At 51.5% G+C, this 18739-nt stretch carries 16 protein-coding genes; 5 read left to right on the top strand and 11 right to left on the bottom strand.

What is annotated here, in order from left to right; all coding sequences use genetic code 11:
• Positions 1-18 precede the first annotated feature (18 nt).
• The 3 genes from MIB40_RS07980 to MIB40_RS07970 all read left to right on the top strand — a co-directional run bounded on the left by MIB40_RS07980 (position 19) and on the right by MIB40_RS07970 (position 3922).
• Positions 19-588 carry a hypothetical protein gene (locus MIB40_RS07980; protein ID WP_249692776.1) on the top strand — a complete coding sequence of 190 codons (570 nt, stop codon included), beginning with the start codon at positions 19-21 and terminating at the stop codon, positions 586-588.
• A gap of 81 nt (positions 589-669) precedes the next feature.
• A complete protein-coding gene (rhlB, locus tag MIB40_RS07975; protein WP_249692775.1) occupies positions 670-2001 on the top strand; it encodes an ATP-dependent RNA helicase RhlB in 1332 nt (443 codons plus the stop codon).
• A gap of 520 nt (positions 2002-2521) precedes the next feature.
• Positions 2522-3922, top strand: a complete 1401-nt coding sequence (locus MIB40_RS07970) for a PhoH family protein (RefSeq protein WP_249692774.1) — start codon at positions 2522-2524, stop codon at positions 3920-3922.
• A gap of 45 nt (positions 3923-3967) precedes the next feature.
• On the opposite strand, the gene MIB40_RS07965 is transcribed toward MIB40_RS07970, so the two are convergent.
• Positions 3968-4267 (bottom strand): hypothetical protein, encoded by a 300-nt coding sequence (locus tag MIB40_RS07965; protein WP_249692773.1) that lies wholly within the window; start codon positions 4265-4267, stop codon positions 3968-3970.
• 166 nt (positions 4268-4433) lie between these two features.
• Here MIB40_RS07965 and yaaA point away from each other — a divergent pair, with 166 nt between their 5' ends.
• Positions 4434-5210: a peroxide stress protein YaaA gene (gene yaaA / locus MIB40_RS07960; RefSeq protein ID WP_249692898.1), complete on the top strand. Its 777-nt coding sequence runs from the start codon at positions 4434-4436 to the stop codon at positions 5208-5210.
• A gap of 30 nt (positions 5211-5240) precedes the next feature.
• On the opposite strand, the gene MIB40_RS07955 is transcribed toward yaaA, so the two are convergent.
• The 5 genes from MIB40_RS07955 to MIB40_RS07935 form a co-directional block, all read right to left on the bottom strand.
• Positions 5241-5627: an ArsR/SmtB family transcription factor gene (locus MIB40_RS07955; protein ID WP_249692772.1), complete on the bottom strand. Its 387-nt coding sequence runs from the start codon at positions 5625-5627 to the stop codon at positions 5241-5243.
• Positions 5628-5670: 43 nt separating this feature from the next.
• On the bottom strand, positions 5671-6036 hold the full coding sequence (locus tag MIB40_RS07950; protein ID WP_249692771.1) for a hypothetical protein: 366 nt from the start codon (positions 6034-6036) through the stop codon (positions 5671-5673).
• 277 nt (positions 6037-6313) lie between these two features.
• Positions 6314-7891 (bottom strand): winged helix-turn-helix domain-containing tetratricopeptide repeat protein, encoded by a 1578-nt coding sequence (locus MIB40_RS07945; RefSeq protein WP_249692769.1) that lies wholly within the window; start codon positions 7889-7891, stop codon positions 6314-6316.
• Between the two features lie 67 nt (positions 7892-7958).
• Positions 7959-9437 (bottom strand): DUF2867 domain-containing protein, encoded by a 1479-nt coding sequence (locus MIB40_RS07940; RefSeq protein ID WP_249692767.1) that lies wholly within the window; start codon positions 9435-9437, stop codon positions 7959-7961.
• A 104-nt stretch (positions 9438-9541) separates the two neighbouring features.
• Positions 9542-11188: a methyl-accepting chemotaxis protein gene (locus tag MIB40_RS07935; protein WP_249692765.1), complete on the bottom strand. Its 1647-nt coding sequence runs from the start codon at positions 11186-11188 to the stop codon at positions 9542-9544.
• A gap of 463 nt (positions 11189-11651) precedes the next feature.
• On the opposite strand from MIB40_RS07935, the gene MIB40_RS07930 reads away from it, so the two are divergent.
• Positions 11652-12299 carry a cupin domain-containing protein gene (locus MIB40_RS07930; RefSeq protein WP_249692759.1) on the top strand — a complete coding sequence of 216 codons (648 nt, stop codon included), beginning with the start codon at positions 11652-11654 and terminating at the stop codon, positions 12297-12299.
• Between the two features lie 105 nt (positions 12300-12404).
• Here MIB40_RS07930 and MIB40_RS07925 read toward each other — a convergent pair whose 3' ends face one another.
• From MIB40_RS07925 to cysN, 5 genes are all read right to left on the bottom strand, one after another.
• Positions 12405-13133, bottom strand: coding sequence for an amino acid ABC transporter ATP-binding protein (locus tag MIB40_RS07925; protein WP_249692896.1), 729 nt, complete (start codon positions 13131-13133; stop codon positions 12405-12407).
• 91 nt (positions 13134-13224) lie between these two features.
• The gene (locus tag MIB40_RS07920) at positions 13225-14322 is read right to left on the bottom strand and encodes an amino acid ABC transporter permease (protein WP_249692758.1); all 1098 of its coding nucleotides are present in this window, start codon (positions 14320-14322) and stop codon (positions 13225-13227) included.
• Between the two features lie 3 nt (positions 14323-14325).
• Positions 14326-15516: an amino acid ABC transporter permease gene (locus MIB40_RS07915; protein WP_406566444.1), complete on the bottom strand. Its 1191-nt coding sequence runs from the start codon at positions 15514-15516 to the stop codon at positions 14326-14328.
• A gap of 80 nt (positions 15517-15596) precedes the next feature.
• Positions 15597-16616 carry an amino acid ABC transporter substrate-binding protein gene (locus MIB40_RS07910; RefSeq protein ID WP_249692756.1) on the bottom strand — a complete coding sequence of 340 codons (1020 nt, stop codon included), beginning with the start codon at positions 16614-16616 and terminating at the stop codon, positions 15597-15599.
• Between the two features lie 480 nt (positions 16617-17096).
• Positions 17097-18734 (bottom strand): sulfate adenylyltransferase subunit CysN, encoded by a 1638-nt coding sequence (gene cysN, locus MIB40_RS07905; RefSeq protein WP_249692755.1) that lies wholly within the window; start codon positions 18732-18734, stop codon positions 17097-17099.
• Positions 18735-18739: the final 5 nt, after the last annotated feature.

The raw sequence follows: 18739 nt of genomic DNA, 5'->3' as shown, positions 1-18739 counted from the left end.
GCCAATCGAGGATCTATCATGAACCCTGCTTCTCCAACTCGCACTATTGAGTCTCCGTCAGACCGGTGTGGCGCAAGCCTCAACCAGGGCAACCGGGATCAATCAGACATTGACGATTCATCCCCTGGCCGTCTGAGCCTTTATTATCCGATCGGCCCGCGTTGCTATCGCTTGCTGCACCGGCATACCCTGTCTGGCTTGCATGCCATGGCCGGCCACAGTCGTTATCTATTTCCTCTACTGGACCGGCAGCAGGCATTAAACGTAGCAAGCCGCTGGACGCTGCCCCGGCACGGTTGTGCCTGGGTTTGCCGGCTGGAGTTTGCTGCCGAGCAACTGCACGGCTTCCCCCGCAGAGATTGGAGCAACAGCGGGCGTGAGGAATACCGCATTCCGGTCACCGCACTGGAGCCACTGTCCCAGCACCTGCTGGCCAGTCCGGAAATCATCGATCACCTGACCCTGTCCGATGCCAACCCGAGACTCCTGCAATACTGGATTAACAGCTGTTCGCTGGTAACCGAACACCAGTTACACGCCCAAATGGGAGAAAAACCCCTGCCATTCTTGCCTTCCCTCACGTCATAAGGGCGCCAAATCGTTTCACTGAGCTGGTAAAGCGATTACTATTAGCGCTGTTTGAACAACCCGTGACCAAGAAGGTATAAGTTGCTAGGCAAACTCTTCAAGAAAAAACAGGAAGCCCCCAAGCCGGAGCTACAGCCACGCAGCAAGAACACTGCGCCGCGCAACCATCAGCAAAAAGGCAATAAGCGTCGAAAACAGCAGCGCAAGGTTCCCGCCTGGGACATCAGCCAATTTGCTGTTCCGGAACAAGCCGGAAAATCCCGCTTCCATGATTTTGAACTGCCCGAAGAGTTGATGCGTGGTATTCATGAGCAAGGGTTTGAGTATTGCACCCCGATCCAGGCCGAGGTACTGGGTGCCACACTGAATGGACGCGATGCCCTGGGCCGAGCCCAGACCGGCACCGGAAAAACCGCCGCCTTCCTGATTTCCACCATCAAACAGCTGATGCAAACACCGGCACCCGACGAACGTTATGTCGGTGAGCCCCGCGCCCTGATCATCGCTCCTACCCGGGAGCTGGCGATCCAGATTGCCAAGGATGCCCGCGCGCTGACCAAATACTGCGATATCACTGTCACCGAAGTGGTCGGTGGTATGGATTACACCAAGCAGCAGCAACATTTGCATAATGATTACGTCGACATTCTGGTCGCTACTCCGGGACGCTTGCTCGACTTCTACGAAAAGCGCGACCTCTATCTCGACCTGGTGGAAGTGATGGTGATCGACGAAGCCGACCGCATGCTGGATATGGGCTTTATTCCCCAGGTTCGCCGCGTCATTCGGGCCACCCCCAGACGGGGCGATCGCCAAACCTTGCTGTTCAGCGCCACCTTTACCCCCGAGGTGATCGAACTCACCCGGCAATGGACCTACCGCTGTATCACGGTCGAGATCGAGCCGGAACAGGTGGCTACCGATACCGTGGAACAGCTGGTTTACCTGGTGTCTGATAGCGACAAATATCGCGTCCTGCGCAACCTGTTACGGGGCGAAGCACTGGAACGGGTTATGGTGTTTACCAATCGTCGCGATCAGGTCCGCCGCCTGACCGAGCGTCTGCAAAAGGATCGGGTCAGTGTCGATATGTTGTCGGGCGAAGTACCCCAGAAAAAGCGTGTGCGCACGCTGGAAGACTTCCGTTCCGGCAAGATCAAGGTGCTGGTTGCCACCGACGTCGCAGGCCGAGGCATTCATATCGATGGCGTCTCCCATGTGGTCAATTACACATTGCCCGAAGAGAGCGATGACTACGTGCATCGCATTGGCCGCACCGGTCGTGCCGGCGCCAGCGGTATCGCCATTACCCTGGCTGGAGAGGAAGACTCCTTCCTGCTACCGGAGCTGGAAACCATGCTGGGTCGAAAACTTCCCTGCACCCCGCCACCTGCTGAGTTAATGGGCTCTTAGACTTCACAGACGGTTATTCACCGCCACTGATCGCTTTGCCGGCCTGGTTAACCAATCAGGCCATATCGCAAACAATGCCACAACCCGTCGCATCGGCTTTTTGTCTCGATCCAGCGCTGATATTCCCGCACTTGCCAACCATGTTATCGCCTGATTGTACTCGCGAATGCGTCATACCCTGGCAGACCTTCCACTGTGTCTGGTTTGAAAAACACGTCAACGTCAATCATCGGGAGATCAAGAAGAAGGGTCATAAAAAAGGCTTTAATCGGCCAAAAAGGCAATAAAAAAGGCCTCACTGATGAAGGCCCGGCTTTCCACTATATGCCCGTTTTCAGAATATAAAAAGGCTTCCGGGATAAATCCCTAAAAAAAGTTTCCATAGCGATATTTTCACTTGTTTGTCATATCACCGGCACTAGTATCGTTAGTAAGGCGATGATTGTTGAAGGGCTGCAAGCAACCCGACTCAACCTCTCACCGCCCCTTCGACAGGACTTTTATAGAGGTGCTCTCTGCTATGGATGACGCGATTAAGCTCGACCTGCTTCCCTCCGAAAACATCAGTTATATCCTCGACACCAACGTTCTTATCCACGACCCCAACGCCATCTTCAACTTCGAAGAACACCGCGTCATGATTCCCATGACGGTTTTGGAGGAGCTGGATAAACTGAAGACCGGCAAGCACACCATCGCCGCCGATTGCCGTCAGGCGATTAGGCAAATTGACAGCATTATCGGTAATGCCTCCCCGGAAGAGATCGATGAGGGAGTGCCTATTCCCCGAGCCGATGCCGACGACCACCGCGGCTGCATGTCGATTTTGACCTCGACCCCTGCCAGCAATCTCAGCTACCTGCCCAATGACCTCAACGACAATAAAATCATTAATGATATCTGCCAATGGCAGGCCGCCCACCCCAATGAGCAAGCGGTACTGGTCACCAAGGATATCAATATGCGGCTCAAGGCCCGAGGATGCGGCCTGCAAGCTGAGGATTACGAAAACGACAAACTGGTCACCGACGTCGAACTGCTCAACAAGGGCTACATCGAAGTAGAAGGCAGCTTTTGGGATCTGATCGATAACGTCGAAACCCTGCAATTTGATGGCGAAACCCACCACCGGCTGGAACGCCAGGGCATTCTCACCGATGTCTATCCCAACACGTTCATACTGGATGAACAGGGCTTTATTGGCCGCGCGATCGAAGTAACCGATACTCAGGTTACCTTGCTGCACCTGAATGCCGACAATCTGATGCACCAGGAAGCCTGGGGTTTGCATCCACAGGATATTTACCAGGCCATCGCCATGCATCTTTTGCTGGACCCGGATGTGCACCTGGTTAATCTGACCGGTTCGGCCGGTTCGGGTAAAACCATTCTGGCGCTCGCTGCTGCCATCGAGATGACCGTCGCCAACAAGTCTTATCGCCGTATTATTGCCACCCGCAGTACTCAGGGACTGGACGAAGATATCGGTTTTCTTCCGGGTACCGAAGCGGAAAAAATGGAGCCCTGGCTGGGGGCCATCACCGACAACCTGGAAGCCCTGCACTGCGATGACGAAAACACCCACGGCAGTGTGGATTACATCCTTAATAAGGTGCCGCTGCACTTCAAGTCCCTGAACTATATTCGAGGTCGAAGCTTTCAGCACAGCCTGATCATCATCGATGAATCACAGAACCTGACCCCCCACCAGATCAAAACCATCATTACCCGAGCCGGTAACGGCAGTAAGGTGATCTGCCTGGGTAACCTGGCCCAGATCGATACTCCCTACCTGGGGGCAACCAGTTCCGGGCTGACCTATATGACCGAACGCTTCAAGGATTTCAGCCACGGTGGCAATATCCAGCTGCAAGGTGTACCCCGTTCCTTGTTGGCAGAGTTTGCCGAGTCACACCTGTAAGCAAAAGCCCGGCAGCTGATCGCTTCCGTGCTTTTGCTGTTCAACTTAGGCGGCGCGGCGATCAATCACCGCGCCAGCTTCCTGCTCCCAGACAGGCCATGTCAGGGGACCTTGTTCCATATCAACAGGCAGATCTGTCTGTCGCCGGCGCTGTTCGGCCGGAACATCACTGGCGACGCGGTCACAACACAGAATAACCAGGGTCTCCAGCACAATTACCAGCGCTGGGAATAACAGATACTGATTAAAGGGAGAAAATTCCCATAGCTTGGCCAGCTGATCAATCATCAGCAAAATGCCGGGAATGGCTATCAGGGGGGCCATCGGTAACAGGCGTCTCAACATGATCAGAACCTCCTCAAGAAGAATTCAGGAGCAGAGCATGACAGCCTTACGTGATGCTTTGATAACAGAGAGATGATGCTTTGATGTCAGGAATTAAGCGATAGACTTTTGTATCCCGGTCACAGTCTGTATTACCATGGAAGGCCGTTTCGTGAGGCTTGTTACCGTGCTGATTCTGATCTCCCCCGCCAAGACCCTGGACTTCGATACCGCTCCGATTACCGAGCAATACAGCACCCCCCAGTTTCTGGATCAATCCCAACAGTTGATCAAGGAGCTGCGCAAACTGACTCCGGATGCTGTCAGCCAGTTGATGAAAATCAGCGATAAGCTGGCGGCGCTCAATGTCGCCCGCTACGCCAGCTGGAAACAACCCTTCACCCCTAAAAATGCCAAGCAAGCGGTACTGGCTTTCAAAGGTGATGTGTATACCGGTCTGGACGCCGAAACACTCCCCGAGGAAGGGCTGGAATTTGCCCAGCGTCACCTGCGAATTCTTTCTGGCCTGTACGGATTGCTAAAACCCCTGGATCTGATGCAGCCCTATCGCCTGGAGATGGGCACCAAATTTGCTAATTCCCGCGGTAAAAATCTCTATGAATACTGGGGTTCACTGATTACCGAACAGCTCAACCAGGAACTGGAAAACCAGGAGATGAGTGAAGTCATCAACCTGGCATCCAATGAATACTACAAATCGGTCAAACCCAAACAACTCAATGCCCGTATCGTCACCCCCATCTTCAAAGACTGGAAAAATGGTCAATACAAGATCATCAGTTTCTACGCCAAGAAGGCACGGGGTTTAATGGCCCGGTATATCATCGACGAGCATATCGACAATGCCAATGCGTTAAAGAGCTTTGATTACGCCGGCTACGAATACAATCCGGATATGAGCAAGGGAGATGACTGGGTCTTTACGAGAAAAGAGGCGCCGTAGCGCCTCTTTTCTGTCCGGTTCGATAAAAACCTAAGCCGAAAGAGGTGAAGGGTCGTCGGCCTTATCGCTCTCTTTTTCGAGCTGTATTTTTCCTGAGCGTGAAAAAAACTGTTCCAGTGCGTACTGGGTGTCAGGATTGACACGACAGTGGATAAATTTACCCTGCTTGCTGACCTCGATAAGATCAGCGTTTATCAGTTCTTTCATATGATGGGAGATCGTTGGCGCGCCGATATTCAATGACTGGATGATATCCGCCAGCATACAGCCACAGGCATCGTCCGGTTTTAATACCCCTTCCCGGTGGCGCAGAATCTCCAGGTAAATGGTTAACCGATTTTCATTGGACAGCGCCTTGAACGCCTTGGCGAGCTGTTGAGTTCTCAAAACAATCTCCTCACGTACTTCAGATTGCATAGTAAACGCCCCTTGAGTTGCTGTCATCTTTCACTTGCCGTTCTTAATGTCCAATAAGAGTACCCTGCGCGTAATGCTGAGGAGCTTTCACTGGCAGGGGAAATCTCGCTTTTGATACCGAGGCTGCGGGTTGAACCGAAGGCTCTGGAGAGATTACCGGGGCCACTCGCGCAACAGGGTTTCCATCCACCAACGCCATACTCTGCGAGGCTTTTTCGACCTTCTCAATCACGCAAATCACCGCATCATAAGCGAGATACACCAGCGTACCTGCAGCCACCATTACCAGGGGCAGCACAAGAAATTGAAGCGCTACGGAGAAAGGCAGTTGACGAAACAGCAACCAAAGCGCCCCATTCACGGCCACGTAAAGAGTAAGGAACAACGTATCGATTAAGAGTTTAATCATGGTAAGACCCTCCATGGACCTTGTTTTCATATTTCGACAACCGTAAAACTATACTTCAATTCGATTAATGTCAAACTGTAGAAGTGTCGAAGTAATACTGTTTTGTAATAAGGCCCTTACAGCCAACAGGGTCTGTTGTTGTGTACCAATTGATCAGGGCACCCGCATAGGTTATTCCTGATCAGGCACCTGGGCTTGAAGCAAATCGGGGGATTATCGGGTGATACTCTGGAGAGTGAACTGCGCGCCAAGGGTACTAGTGCAGCGAGGGTACTGCTCAGGGCAACAGTGCTTCTGCCTGCAGCCACAACTGGGCACCCATTTTCTTGCCAACCAGACAGTTAATTTCATGGCGACTGAGATCAGGCTTGATGCGATAAGCCTCGGCTAATGCATTATGCGCTCGAGCCGCATTACCCTGAGCAGTAGCAATGACTGACAGCACCACCCAGGGAAAGTAGATCCTGTCATCATGACGGCAAGCCCATTCTGCTTGCTTCTGCGCCTCGTCATACTCGTCATTCATCAAGAGGGCAAAGGCCAATACAGCCCCCCACACTGACAAACGGCTATCGAGAGGACTGATCTCAATGCTCTTGCGCAGATAGCGTACGGCTTCGTCTAGTTGAGACTGCATGAGGTACACCGACCCGAGGGCAGCCCAGGCCTGGGCATTGGCTGAAGAGATATCGATAGCCTTATGCAAGATAGGTTTGGCCCGATCGAGGAAGCCCAGATCGGCCAGGGCGCAGCCGGCATACCCCAGCAAGACAGAATCGGTACTGTCCTTACGCATAGCGCTTTCTGCCGCGTGCAAGGCTTCCCGTTTGATACTCTCTGGATTCGGAAACAAGCCAAATCGATGCCCCAACGATAAAACTAGCGCCAGGTAACTTTCGGCCAAGGCAAAATCAGGATCCTGCGCAAGGCACTGTTTCAGAAGGCTCGACGCCTCTTCGAAGGTTTGCCGGTGCCAACCTTTCAACGCAAGAATACCACTGGCCTTGATATAGAGTGCTGCCGGGGTCGGATTCTCGGTATCGGCATGGCTCTGCACAAGCATTGCCTTGACCAATTGTGGTTCGAGCTTGGCTAGAATCATAACGGCTATATCGGCTTGCGGATTACCATTATCATCCAGCCCTGTTTCAAAGGGCTGCGCCCATAACAGGCTATCACTTGGCGCATCGATCAGTGACACATTCAATCGCACACCATCCGCTACCCGACGCGCATTTCCTTCTAACAAATAATGCACCCCGCGCTGATGGCATAATTCCATGCTCGATAACCGGGTCATGGATTCGATCAGCGAAGCTGAGGGCTGTATTTTCAGCAGAGGCACTCGAGTCAGCATGGCTTCCAGGTCTCCCTGAACACCCTCGATCACGCTGCCCAAAGCGCTCTGACCATTACCGTGACTGAACGGTGCAATCAATATTTTCGGTACATAGGGTTCAGTTCCGATCTCCTGACGCGCCGGCTTTACCCGGTTACCGGAAACCAGCTTATCTTCACTCGGCGGTTGAAAAATAAACCCTCTTCCATGCACGGTTTTAATGAAAGTTTGCGCACGCCCGCTATCGCCCAGGACCTTGCGCGCATGCTTGACTGCCGATGCGATTGAAGCATCCGAGACGCAACGTCCCTTCCACACCAATTCAATCAATTGCTCATGACTTAACAGCGTCTTGGGGTTGGCCATAAAACAGAGCAACAGATCCAGCACCCGCGGTTCCACCGGAATAACGTCCCCATCACGACGTAGTTCAAAGCGCAGACTGTCAATCTGTATATTGGAGAACTGATACACCATTGGTCTATGGTCTCGATAAATAGCGGTGTAGAAAACCATAATTATGGCCCGTGCCGCTGCTAACTATAGCCTAGTGCAATGCTTACAGGATTGTGCATTACTGCAGCTATAGATCATGGGCCTGCCTTTCGATGGCCCTTAACATACGCCGAAACAAGAGGGTATGGGGCCGCATCATAATGTACCAATAGAGTTGCCCCCACAGCCCGGCAGGGTGCCAATAGGCCAGCATGGTCAATCGGGTGCCACCTCCGGCCAGTGGATCGAGACGGAATTCCAGAGTACCGGAACCCGGGCCCTTCATACGAAACCCCAACAGCACACGTTGTGCTTCGACAACATCCAGGATTCGCCAGGAATCGACCCGTTCCCCTACCACAAAGCGATCCGGCGTGTCCCGGCCCAGGTTTCGGCCTGGACCTCCAACGATAAAATCCAGCCACTCCCGAATGGCCCAGACCCAGTTCATACTGAAGAAACGCTGCTGCCCTCCGATACGACTCAGTACTTGCCACAGCGAGGAAGCCGGCAAGGCTGTTTCCCGAGCGATTACCAAACGATCACCGTAGTAGGCCGAGTTAGGCCACCCTTCACGAAAACGAGTATTTCCCTGATACCAATGAAGGCAACCGGCATCCTGCTGTTCGTTTTCCAGAGCCTGCCGCACTGCCTCTTCGTAGGATAGAAGGGGTTGTGGGATCAGCGCTTTAATGGCCTGGTTGTCATCGGGCATATCTTCGGACAGGCCGCCCAATAAGGCGCGAATTACCGCAGCGGGTACAGAGCTGAATAAAGGCATGGCGTAACGAACCATGGCCAGTGACAGGCCCGGCATGCGCAACATAACAAAGCGTTTTCCAACCACCTGGGCGTAACGCCGAATCTGTTGCTGATAACTGATCAGTTCTGGTCCCGCCAACAGATACACCCCTTGGGGGGCCGATTCCGACCTGGCCAACTCGACCAGATAGTGCAACAGGTTGCTAAGAGCCAATGGCGCGCTGCGATGTTTGACTGCCAGCGGCAAAACGGTACCCGGAAGGTGATTCACCATATCTCGAATCGCCTCGAAGGGCACCGAGCCGGCGCCAATCACGACCGGAGCTCGCAATTCCACCACAGGAACCGGGCCCTGACTCAGGGCTTCGCCGGTTTCACGGCGGGACACCAGATGCTCGGATCGAGTATCAAGTGGGCAGGCGGCGCCGAGGTAGACAATCCGTTTTACTCCGGCCTGTCCAGACGCTTCAGCCAAAATACGGGCCGCACGAATATCCCGTGCGGCAAAGTCATCCCCGGACGCCATCGAGTGAACCAGATAAAAAACCACCTGAATATTTTCCAAAACAGGGGGCAGTGAATCCGGATCCAATAGGTCGGCCCACATGCACTCAATTCGATCATCAAAACGCGCGTGCAAGGCTTCAATATCTCGCGAGACGGCCCTCACCCTGAGCCCCTTGTCCAGCAGCGCTGGCACAAGGTGAGAACCAACGTATCCCGTTGAACCCAGCACCAGTACAGTACAACCAAGAGCAGTACTGTTGTCAGCGTTCTTCCCTGTGGCGCTCGGGCCATCGCTCATTAAGAGTTACCTGATACGTGCGTGGTTAAATCATTATCATCATGATGGCACGCTTTCGACAGGCCAAACAAATTGATTCGAAGCCAGACTCGAAACAGTAACTATTACACCTTAAATTGGCCGACCTGGCTCTGTAGCTCGCCTGCCAGTTTGGCCAGTTCAGCACTTGCACCACTGACATGAAGAGCACTTTCGCTACTGCGATCAGAGAAATCATTAATCTGAACGACGTTATTGCTGATCTCTTCGGTAACCGCACTCTGTTGCTCCGCGGCACTGGCAATTTGGGTGTTCATATCACTGATCGAGGTGACAGCGGTGGTTATAGCATTCAAGGCCTCTCCGGCACTGGTGGCTCGCTCAACACTTTCGGACGCTTTCGTTCGGCCAACTTCCATCACTCGTACTGCTTCAGCGGCACCCTGCTGCAGCTTTTCAATCATCTGCTGGATCTCTTCCGTCGACTGCTGGGTTCGGCTCGCCAGAGTACGAACTTCATCCGCTACAACGGCAAAGCCTCGGCCTTGCTCACCCGCCCGAGCAGCCTCAATTGCGGCGTTCAACGCCAGCAGGTTGGTTTGTTCGGCAATTCCGCGAATCACATCCAGGATACTGCCTATAGTATTGCTGTCAGCTTCCACCGTCTGAATCACCTGAGAGGCACTGTTGACGTCATCGGCTAGCTGTTGAATCGACGTAATCGCCTGGCCAACCACCTTCTGCCCTTCGAGGGCGTTATCATCCGCATCCCGCGCGGCGGTCGCAGCATCAACGGCATTTCGAGCGACTTCCTGCACGGTAGCCGCCATTTCACTAACCGCGGCCGCTACTTCCTGGGTCACCCGATGCTGCTGGTCGATGGTTTGTTGCGTATCGGCCGTAATACTGGAAAGCTCTTCAGCGGCCGTCGCTACCTGCGTTGTGGAACCCGATACCTGTCCAATAATGCCCTGCAGCTTTTCCAGAAATACGTTATAAGCCGCGGCCAAACGCCCCAACTCATCTTTGCCTCCGACAGGCACTCTTTGTGTCAGGTCACCATCACCATGTGATATATCTTCTACTCTTTGTAACAACTGGGACAGTGGTCCCGTGATTAAAAGCGGAAATACGATACCGATGACGATACAAAGCAACAAGCCCACTAGAGTTGAAACAATTTGAATCTGCTGACTTGACTGCACTAACTGATCAATGTCCGCTACTTTTTCTGTAGTTTTTGCCTGAATAAATTCGGTAAGCTGATCAAGCTGGTCCCTTGCGGCATCAAATTCTACGGCTCCTGGTCCAAAGCTCAGGTCCATCGCTGCGCTGCGCCCACGCAGCCCTTCCTCTTCCCGCTGACGTCGCACCTCTTCGGTGGTCGCTTTCCAGCGAGCGAAGTTCTCCCTGAAGGTAGCAACTGTTGCCAATGCTTTGGGATCCGTTTCCAAAGCAGCATATTTTTCGACACGATCACTGGCTTGTTGAATATTCTCTTTGTGTTGAACGACCAGTACCTTGAATTCATCGGAAAAGACATCGGTAAAACTCATGCTGCGTTCGGCCACCTGAGCCTGATACATATCCCGGTCAGCTTCCAGCAAGTAACTGATCTCGGGTAAGTACCGCTGCCCCAATTCTCCGGCACCATCGCTCACTTTACCAATGTTTAAAATACCGATATAGGCAACTATGAGCAGAATAATCGCGAGAATGGCAATAGGGACGGCCATCTTTACTCTAAAGGAAAAATCATTAATGCCACTCATATAGACTCCATGGACAATGGTAATAAAATGTTTTTATCAGGGGGTTAATGCCTGCATCATTCGTTTTTTTCTGGCACAGCCACTGTACTAATTCGTCGTAACTTCCAGATTCAGGCCAATTGTTCCAGCATCCATGCTCTTTACTCGCGACACTTAGGACTTGCGTCTCTTTTCCTAAATACCACTAACGCAGACAGCGCTCACCTGAGTATAGATGAGTCTGACATTTTCAGGGGCTAGTGCCTGCAAAACGGTTCAAAGCGGACCTTAGATCCTGTATCGACCACCACTATCATCACTTGATATTTATTTGCTCAACTTTTATTAAAAAACTCGACATAATGCTTCCTATGCTCTTTTTGACGGTTAATAACCCATCATCACAACAGAGTATGTCATTAATAATGAATGCATCAGCCAAGGCATTGGTTCCGCTCTGTTCTCCTCAAGGGTCACAGCTAATATGCTCAACATGAAATTTGATCAACGTGTCGTTATTGCTACCCGTCAACAACAGTGGCAATCCAGCCCGGCAAAAGGTGTGTGGCGAATACCTCTGGCTCGAGAAGAAGCCGAGCGAGGTCACGCAACCAGTGTCGTTAAGTACGATCCCGGTGCGTCTTTTTCATCGCACCAACACCCTCTTGGTGAAGAGATCCTGGTGCTTGAAGGGGTTTTCTCGGACGAAAATGGGGATTTTGGTCCTGGTACCTACCTGCGCAATCCACCTGGCACTCAACATGCTCCTTTTAGCAACCAGGGCTGCACCTTGCTGGTTAAACTGCATCAGTTTTTAGCCGACGATACTGCCCAGATTTGTATCGATACGAGCAATAGCGAATGGCTGCCCGGGCAAGGTAATCTTCAGGTGATGCCATTACATCATCATGGCCATGAGCAGGTTGCGCTGGTTAAATGGCCCGCAGGAGAAATTTTTCAGCCACATCGACACTTCGGCGGTGAGGAAATTTTTGTCCTAAGCGGAGAGTTTTGTGATGAGCACGGACGCTATGGCAGCGGTAGCTGGATTCGAAGCCCACATATGAGTCAACATCATCCTTACGTTGAACAAGAGACTATAATCTGGGTAAAAACGGGCCATCTAGCTTAATAACTTGCTGGTTCATTCCAGGATAACTGGTCTTCAGTCAGTTGGGATTGCCCATAAAAAAACGCCACATTGGTGGCGTTTTTTTATCCATCAACCATTAGCTCCCTAGTGCTGGAGAATCTGGCTCAAGAACAGCTGGGTACGTTCTGATTGAGGATTCTCAAAGAACTCGTTAGGTTCATTTTCTTCAATCACCTGACCGGCATCCATAAAGATAACCCGGTTAGCAACAGTTTTGGCGAAGCCCATCTCGTGAGTGACACAGATCATGGTCATACCATCTTCTGCCAACTCTACCATGGTATCGAGCACTTCCTTGACCATTTCAGGATCGAGCGCAGAGGTAGGCTCATCAAACAGCATAATCTGAGGGCTCATGCACAGGCTTCGGGCAATGGCCACACGTTGCTGCTGACCGCCTGATAGCTGGCCAGGAAACTTCAGCGCTTGTTCGGCAATCTGAACTCGCTCCAGATACTTCATCGCAACCGCTTCGGCTTCATCCCGAGCCATCTTGCGGACCCAGATTGGTGCCAGGCAACAGTTTTCCAAAACGGTCAAATGAGGAAACAGGTTAAAGTGCTGAAAGCACATACCCACTTCCTTACGAATCGCCTCGATATTTTTCAAATCGTTGGTTAATGGCGTACCAGAGACAACGATCTCACCTTTCTGGTGCTCTTCCAGACGATTGATGCAACGAATCATGGTGGACTTACCAGAACCCGATGGACCACAGACAACGATACGTTCACCTTTGAATACTTTAAGGTTAATGTCCTTGAGGACATGGAAATCGCCGTACCATTTGTTAACACCTTTAAGCTCAATCATTAGCTCATCGGAAACATTCAACTCTTTTTGGGCTGCCCCGTTATTTTCTTCAGACATCTGTATTTCCTCTCAATTCTTTTGCTGGACGCACCTAGCGGTGGCCGGTGTTGAGTTTGCGTTCAATGGATTGACTGTAACGGGACATACTGAAACAGAATACCCAGAAAACAAACGCAACAAACACATAACCTTCGGTAGAGACTCGCGGCCAGGCCGGGTCAGTAATCGCAGCCTGAACCGTTGCCAGCACATCGAACAATCCGATGATCAGTACCAGAGACGTATCCTTAAACAGGGCAATAAAGGTATTCACAATACCCGGGATAACAATCTTCAACGCCTGAGGCAGGATAATCAGCCCCATCAGTTTCCAATAGCTCAAGCCCATGGCTTCACCAGCTTCATACTGGCCCTTCGGAATGGCTTGCAAACCACCACGAATTACTTCGGCCATATAGGCCGACTGGAACATCACAATACCAATCAAGGCGCGCAGCAGTTTATCGAAAGACATCTCTTCCGGAATAAACAGAGGGAACATGACCGATGCCATAAAGAGCACTGAGATCAATGGCACCCCACGCCATACTTCGATAAAGATGGTGCAGAAACTGCGAGCCACCGGCATATGAGAGCGGCGCCCGAGTGCCAACAAAATACCAAAGGGCAATGCTGCCACAATACCGACAACCGCCAGTACCAGGGTCAACATCAAGCCACCCCATTTGTGGGTCTCAACCTTTTCCAAACCAAAAGCATCACCGTACAACAGATAGAAGGCAATGATCGGGAAAATAGTCAGGGTGAACAGGGCAATCCATCCTCGGTGGGGGGTACGCTCAATCACCAGCGCGGCAATCAACAGCGCAAACATGCCAAACAGAATATTGATTCGCCAGATTTCAGCTTCGGGATAAAAACCATAAATAAACTGGTTAATCCGCACGGTGACAAAGACCCAGCAAGCACCATCGCTGGTGCAGGAATCTTTGCTGTCACCCAGGAAATCGGCGCTAAAAAAGGCCCAGTTCAACAACGGCCCTATTGTGGTCGCGATAAAGTAAACCGCAATCACCGTCATGACCGAGTTCACCCAGCTATCAAACAGGTTTTCTCGCAACCAACCAATAGGCCCGGTCGATGATATCGGGGCTGGAAGATCGGGAAGTTTTTGATCGTTATGCAACATTGGCTATCGCTCCACCAGCGCCATGCGCTTGTTGTACCAGTTCATAAATAGCGATACCAACAGACTCAGGGTCAAATAAACCGCCATTGTCATTGCAATCACTTCGATCGCCTGACCGGTCTGGTTCAATGTGGTACCGGCAAATACGCTGACCAGATCGGGGTAGCCAATGGCCGTAGCCAGTGACGAGTTCTTGATCAGGTTCAGGTATTGACTGGTGAGTGGTGGAATAACCACGCGCATGGCTTGGGGAATAACAACCAGACGCAAGGTACGGGAACGGGGTAAACCTAAAGCAGAGGACGCTTCCGTCTGCCCTTTATCGACAGCTTCGATACCGGAGCGCACAATTTCTGCAATAAATGCAGCGGTGTAAATACTCAGTGCTAACAGCAAAGCACTAAGCTCGGGGATAACATTGATACCCCCTTTGAAATTGAAGCCTTTAAGTTCGGGGTACTCCCAGGTCAATGGTGAACCACTAGCAAGGTAGGTTAATCCACACAGAACAATAACCAGTCCGAATGAAGCCCAGTAAGCCGGGAAAAACTGACCCGTTTCATCTTGGCGTTTTTTCGCCCACCGGATCATAAAGACCGACATAACTAGAGAGGCAAAGAACGCAATCACGACCCAGCCAAATCCATCACCGGTAATTGGCGCAGGGAAATACAAACCACGAACATTCAGCTGTACGCCATCAAACAGTTCGATACTCTCACGAGGCGAAGGCAATAGCTGCAACACCGCAAAGTACCAGAAAAAAATCTGCAACAGCAGTGGGATATTTCGAAACGTCTCAACATACACCGAGGCCATTCTTGAAATCAGCCAGTTATGCGAGAGACGGGCAACACCAATAATGAATCCGAGAATGGTGGCCAGAATAACCCCCAGAAACGACACCAGCATGGTATTAAGCAGGCCAACAAAGAAGGTACGGCCAAAGCTGTATGTTGCGTCAAACGGGATCAACGTGAGCAGAATATCAAAACCGGCATTTTGGCTCAGGAAACCAAAACCGGTCGAGATACCACGGCTCTCGAGGTTATTCATTGTGTTGTTGATGATATATAAAGCGAACAGGATAACGGTTCCAACCATCAATACCTGGAACAACAGTGACCGCTTTTCGGGGTCATTCCAGAATTTTGGCTTGGAATTCGCCGAATATTTATTATCTTCCGGCATCAAACTACTCCATAGGATAAGTCAGGAGTGAAAAACAAGAAAACGGCTACAGCTTGTGGCTGTAGCCGTTTCTGAGGAGTGGTTTAGCGCATTGGTGGCGCGTACATAAAGCCACCTTTGCTCCACAACGCGTTAACACCACGCTCGATGTTCAGCGCAGAGTCGCCACCGACGTTACGCTCAAACACTTCACCGTAGCTACCGACCTGCTTAACGATCTGGTAAGCCCAATCGTCAGCCAGACCCAGTCCTTTACCCTTAGGACCGTCAAGACCTACGAAACGACGAACGGCTGGGTTGTCACCCATCTTCTGCTCATCAACGTTAGCGGAAGTCAGACCCAGCTCTTCAGCATTAATCAGAGCGTTCATGCTCCACTTAACGATGTTAAACCACTGGTCGTCGCCCTGACGTACTACAGGACCCAGAGGCTCCTTGGAGATGATTTCCGGCAGCACCATAGCACTATCCGGGTTAGCCAGCTTGATGCGCAGCGCGTACAGCTGGGAAGCATCAGAAGTCAGGATATCGCAACGACCGGCTTCGAAACCTTTAACAGTCTGGTCAGACGTATCAAATACAACAGGCTGGTACTTCATGTTGTTTTGACGGAAGTAATCAGCCAAATTCAGCTCGGTAGTAGTACCGGCCTGGATACATACTGCAGCACCGTCCAGCTCAAGCGCACTCTTAACGCCGAGGGACTTGGATACCATAAAGCCCTGACCGTCGTAGTAGTTTACACCGGCAAAGTTCAGGCCCAGAGAAGTATCACGGGTCTGGGTCCAGGTGGTGTTACGGGAAAGAACATCAATTTCACCAGATTGCAGCGCAGTGAAACGCTCCTTAGCTGTCAGCGGTGTGTACTTCACCTTGGTAGCATCACCCAGGGTAGCTGCAGCTACAGCGCGGCAGACGTCAACGTCCATTCCGGTCCAGTTACCCTTTTCGTCAGGGTTGGAGAAACCAGGCAGTCCGGTACTCACGCCACACTGAACGAAACCACGATCCTGCACTCCCTTAAGAGTTACATCTTCAGCAGATGCACTTTGAGCGACAGAGATGCTCATAGCGGCGGCTGCAATAATTCCGAGCTTTTTCATATCCTATCCTTAATTGGTTACTGATATTTTTAGTATGGGTAACGGAAACCCTTAGCCACCCTTGTTCCGGGTAACACCTTTGGTCTTCCGTGGTATCCCGAGAAACAGCTATATACGGACGCAAAAAAACGAACGCACATCCAAGGTCTCTCGTTAGATTCAGCTCACAGCACCTGAGTGCCGACGAGCTTATGGCTCAACTTAATCAAGTTTTACTGGGCAATGCAATCGAAAAGGGCGTCCTAGAGCCTTTTAACAAAGGTTTAGTCCTGCATGAGAAAAAACTGAGCAAAAAAAAACCGTGTTCAACAACATTAGTGCACTTTGCGTGTCGACTCGGTCATTTTTTGTTCCCTTGCCCAGGGTTAGGCGCACCAAAAACGGGCGGCATTTTAATACTACGCCACAGCACTGGTTCGCCCACAAAAAACGACAGCCTTCGGCTGCCGCTTTCACCATCACAAAAACTTCAATATTGGCTTAACGTTCGGTTAAAGAGAGAATTTCCTCTAACGCGACATCAACCGCCTGACGGCTATCCAAAACCTTGCTGTGCTGCGCATTGGCCGTTCCTGCCTGACTGACGGGAACCAGCGCGATCAGACCGGCATTAGCCAGTGATGCATGCATGGCATCAGATAGCGTTATGTCTCGCGGTAACAGCAGTACGGTCTTACCCCGCTCAAACAGCCCCCGCTCAAGGGTGACCAGCCACTCATCAATCTGGCCTCCCACCAACTCTATGATGGCGGACTTTTGATCAAGGCGCTGAGCCCTCTCTGCGGCCGTAACTGGCTGATGGTCTCGCTCTTCACCACCCAGACCACTGACCATCCCCGCACCAACGGTGACATTGGTCAGGCGATCAATCACGATAAAGGCACCGGTGGACCGATTACTGCTGTAGCTATCGAATGCCACCCGCTTATTGACGCTAACCCGACAGCGGGCAATCTCATTGAGTTGCAGCTGATCCGCATCTTTATGCTCGAGGGTATTCACATCGATATTGTAGAGAATATCGGTTACCGCGCCGGTGGTCAGATTGGATGAAAACTTGAAATCGTATTGGCGACCGCACTTGAGGGCGCCTTCACTCATCCAGACCAGGTTGGCCTCAAAGTGGTTGGCCAGCAACGGTAAATCGTCAGCTTTGACGATAGTATCACCACGACTGATATCGATCTCATCTTCCAGAGTCAGGGTAACAGCCTGCGAAGCAAAGGCCTCTTGCAAGGCACCCTCATAGGTATCGATACTCTTGATACGACTGACCTTACCCGATGGTAGGGCAACAATATCATCGCCCGGAGATACGGTACCGGAAGCAATGGTTCCGCAGAATCCTCGGTAATTAAGATTAGGTCGGTTCACGTATTGAACAGGAAAGCGAAAGTTCTCCATATTACGGTCGCCGGACAGCTCGACGGTTTCCAGAATCTCCATCAGGGAGGGGCCGGTGTACCAGGGGCTCTTTTCGCTATTGTTGACTACGTTGTCTCCCTCCAGCGCGGAAAGGGGTATAAAGCGTAGATCTTCGATGCCCAGCTGGTCGGCAAATTCCAGATATTGTGCGCGAATCCGGTTATAGACCTCTTCACTGAAATCCATCAGGTCCATCTTATTGATCGCCACAACCACATGACGAATGCCCAACAACGAAGCAATAAAGGTGTGCCGACGGGTTTGGGTCATGACGCCATGACGGGCGTCGATAAGAATAATGGCCAGTTCGCAGGTGGAGGCCCCTGTGGCCATATTTCGAGTGTATTGCTCATGCCCGGGAGTATCGGCAATGATGAACTTGCGCTTGGCCGTGGAAAAATAACGGTAGGCAACATCAATGGTAATGCCCTGCTCACGCTCGGCCTGAAGACCATCAACCAGCAGCGCCAGATCGAGTTTCTGACCCGTGGTACCGTGCTTGACGGTATCGGCCTTAACCGCTTCCAGCTGATCTTCATAGATCATTTTTGAGTCATGAAGCAAGCGCCCGATCAGGGTGCTCTTACCATCATCGACGCTGCCACAGGTCAGCAGGTGCAGGAGTTCCTTACGCTCATGTTGAGCCAGGTATTCATTAATATCGGTCGCGATCAGGTCTGATTGGTGTGACATAGCGG

This window comes from Aestuariirhabdus haliotis, assembly GCF_023509475.1.
GTDB lineage: Bacteria > Pseudomonadota > Gammaproteobacteria > Pseudomonadales > Aestuariirhabdaceae > Aestuariirhabdus > Aestuariirhabdus haliotis.
This window is presented reverse-complemented; position numbering and strand designations above follow the sequence as displayed.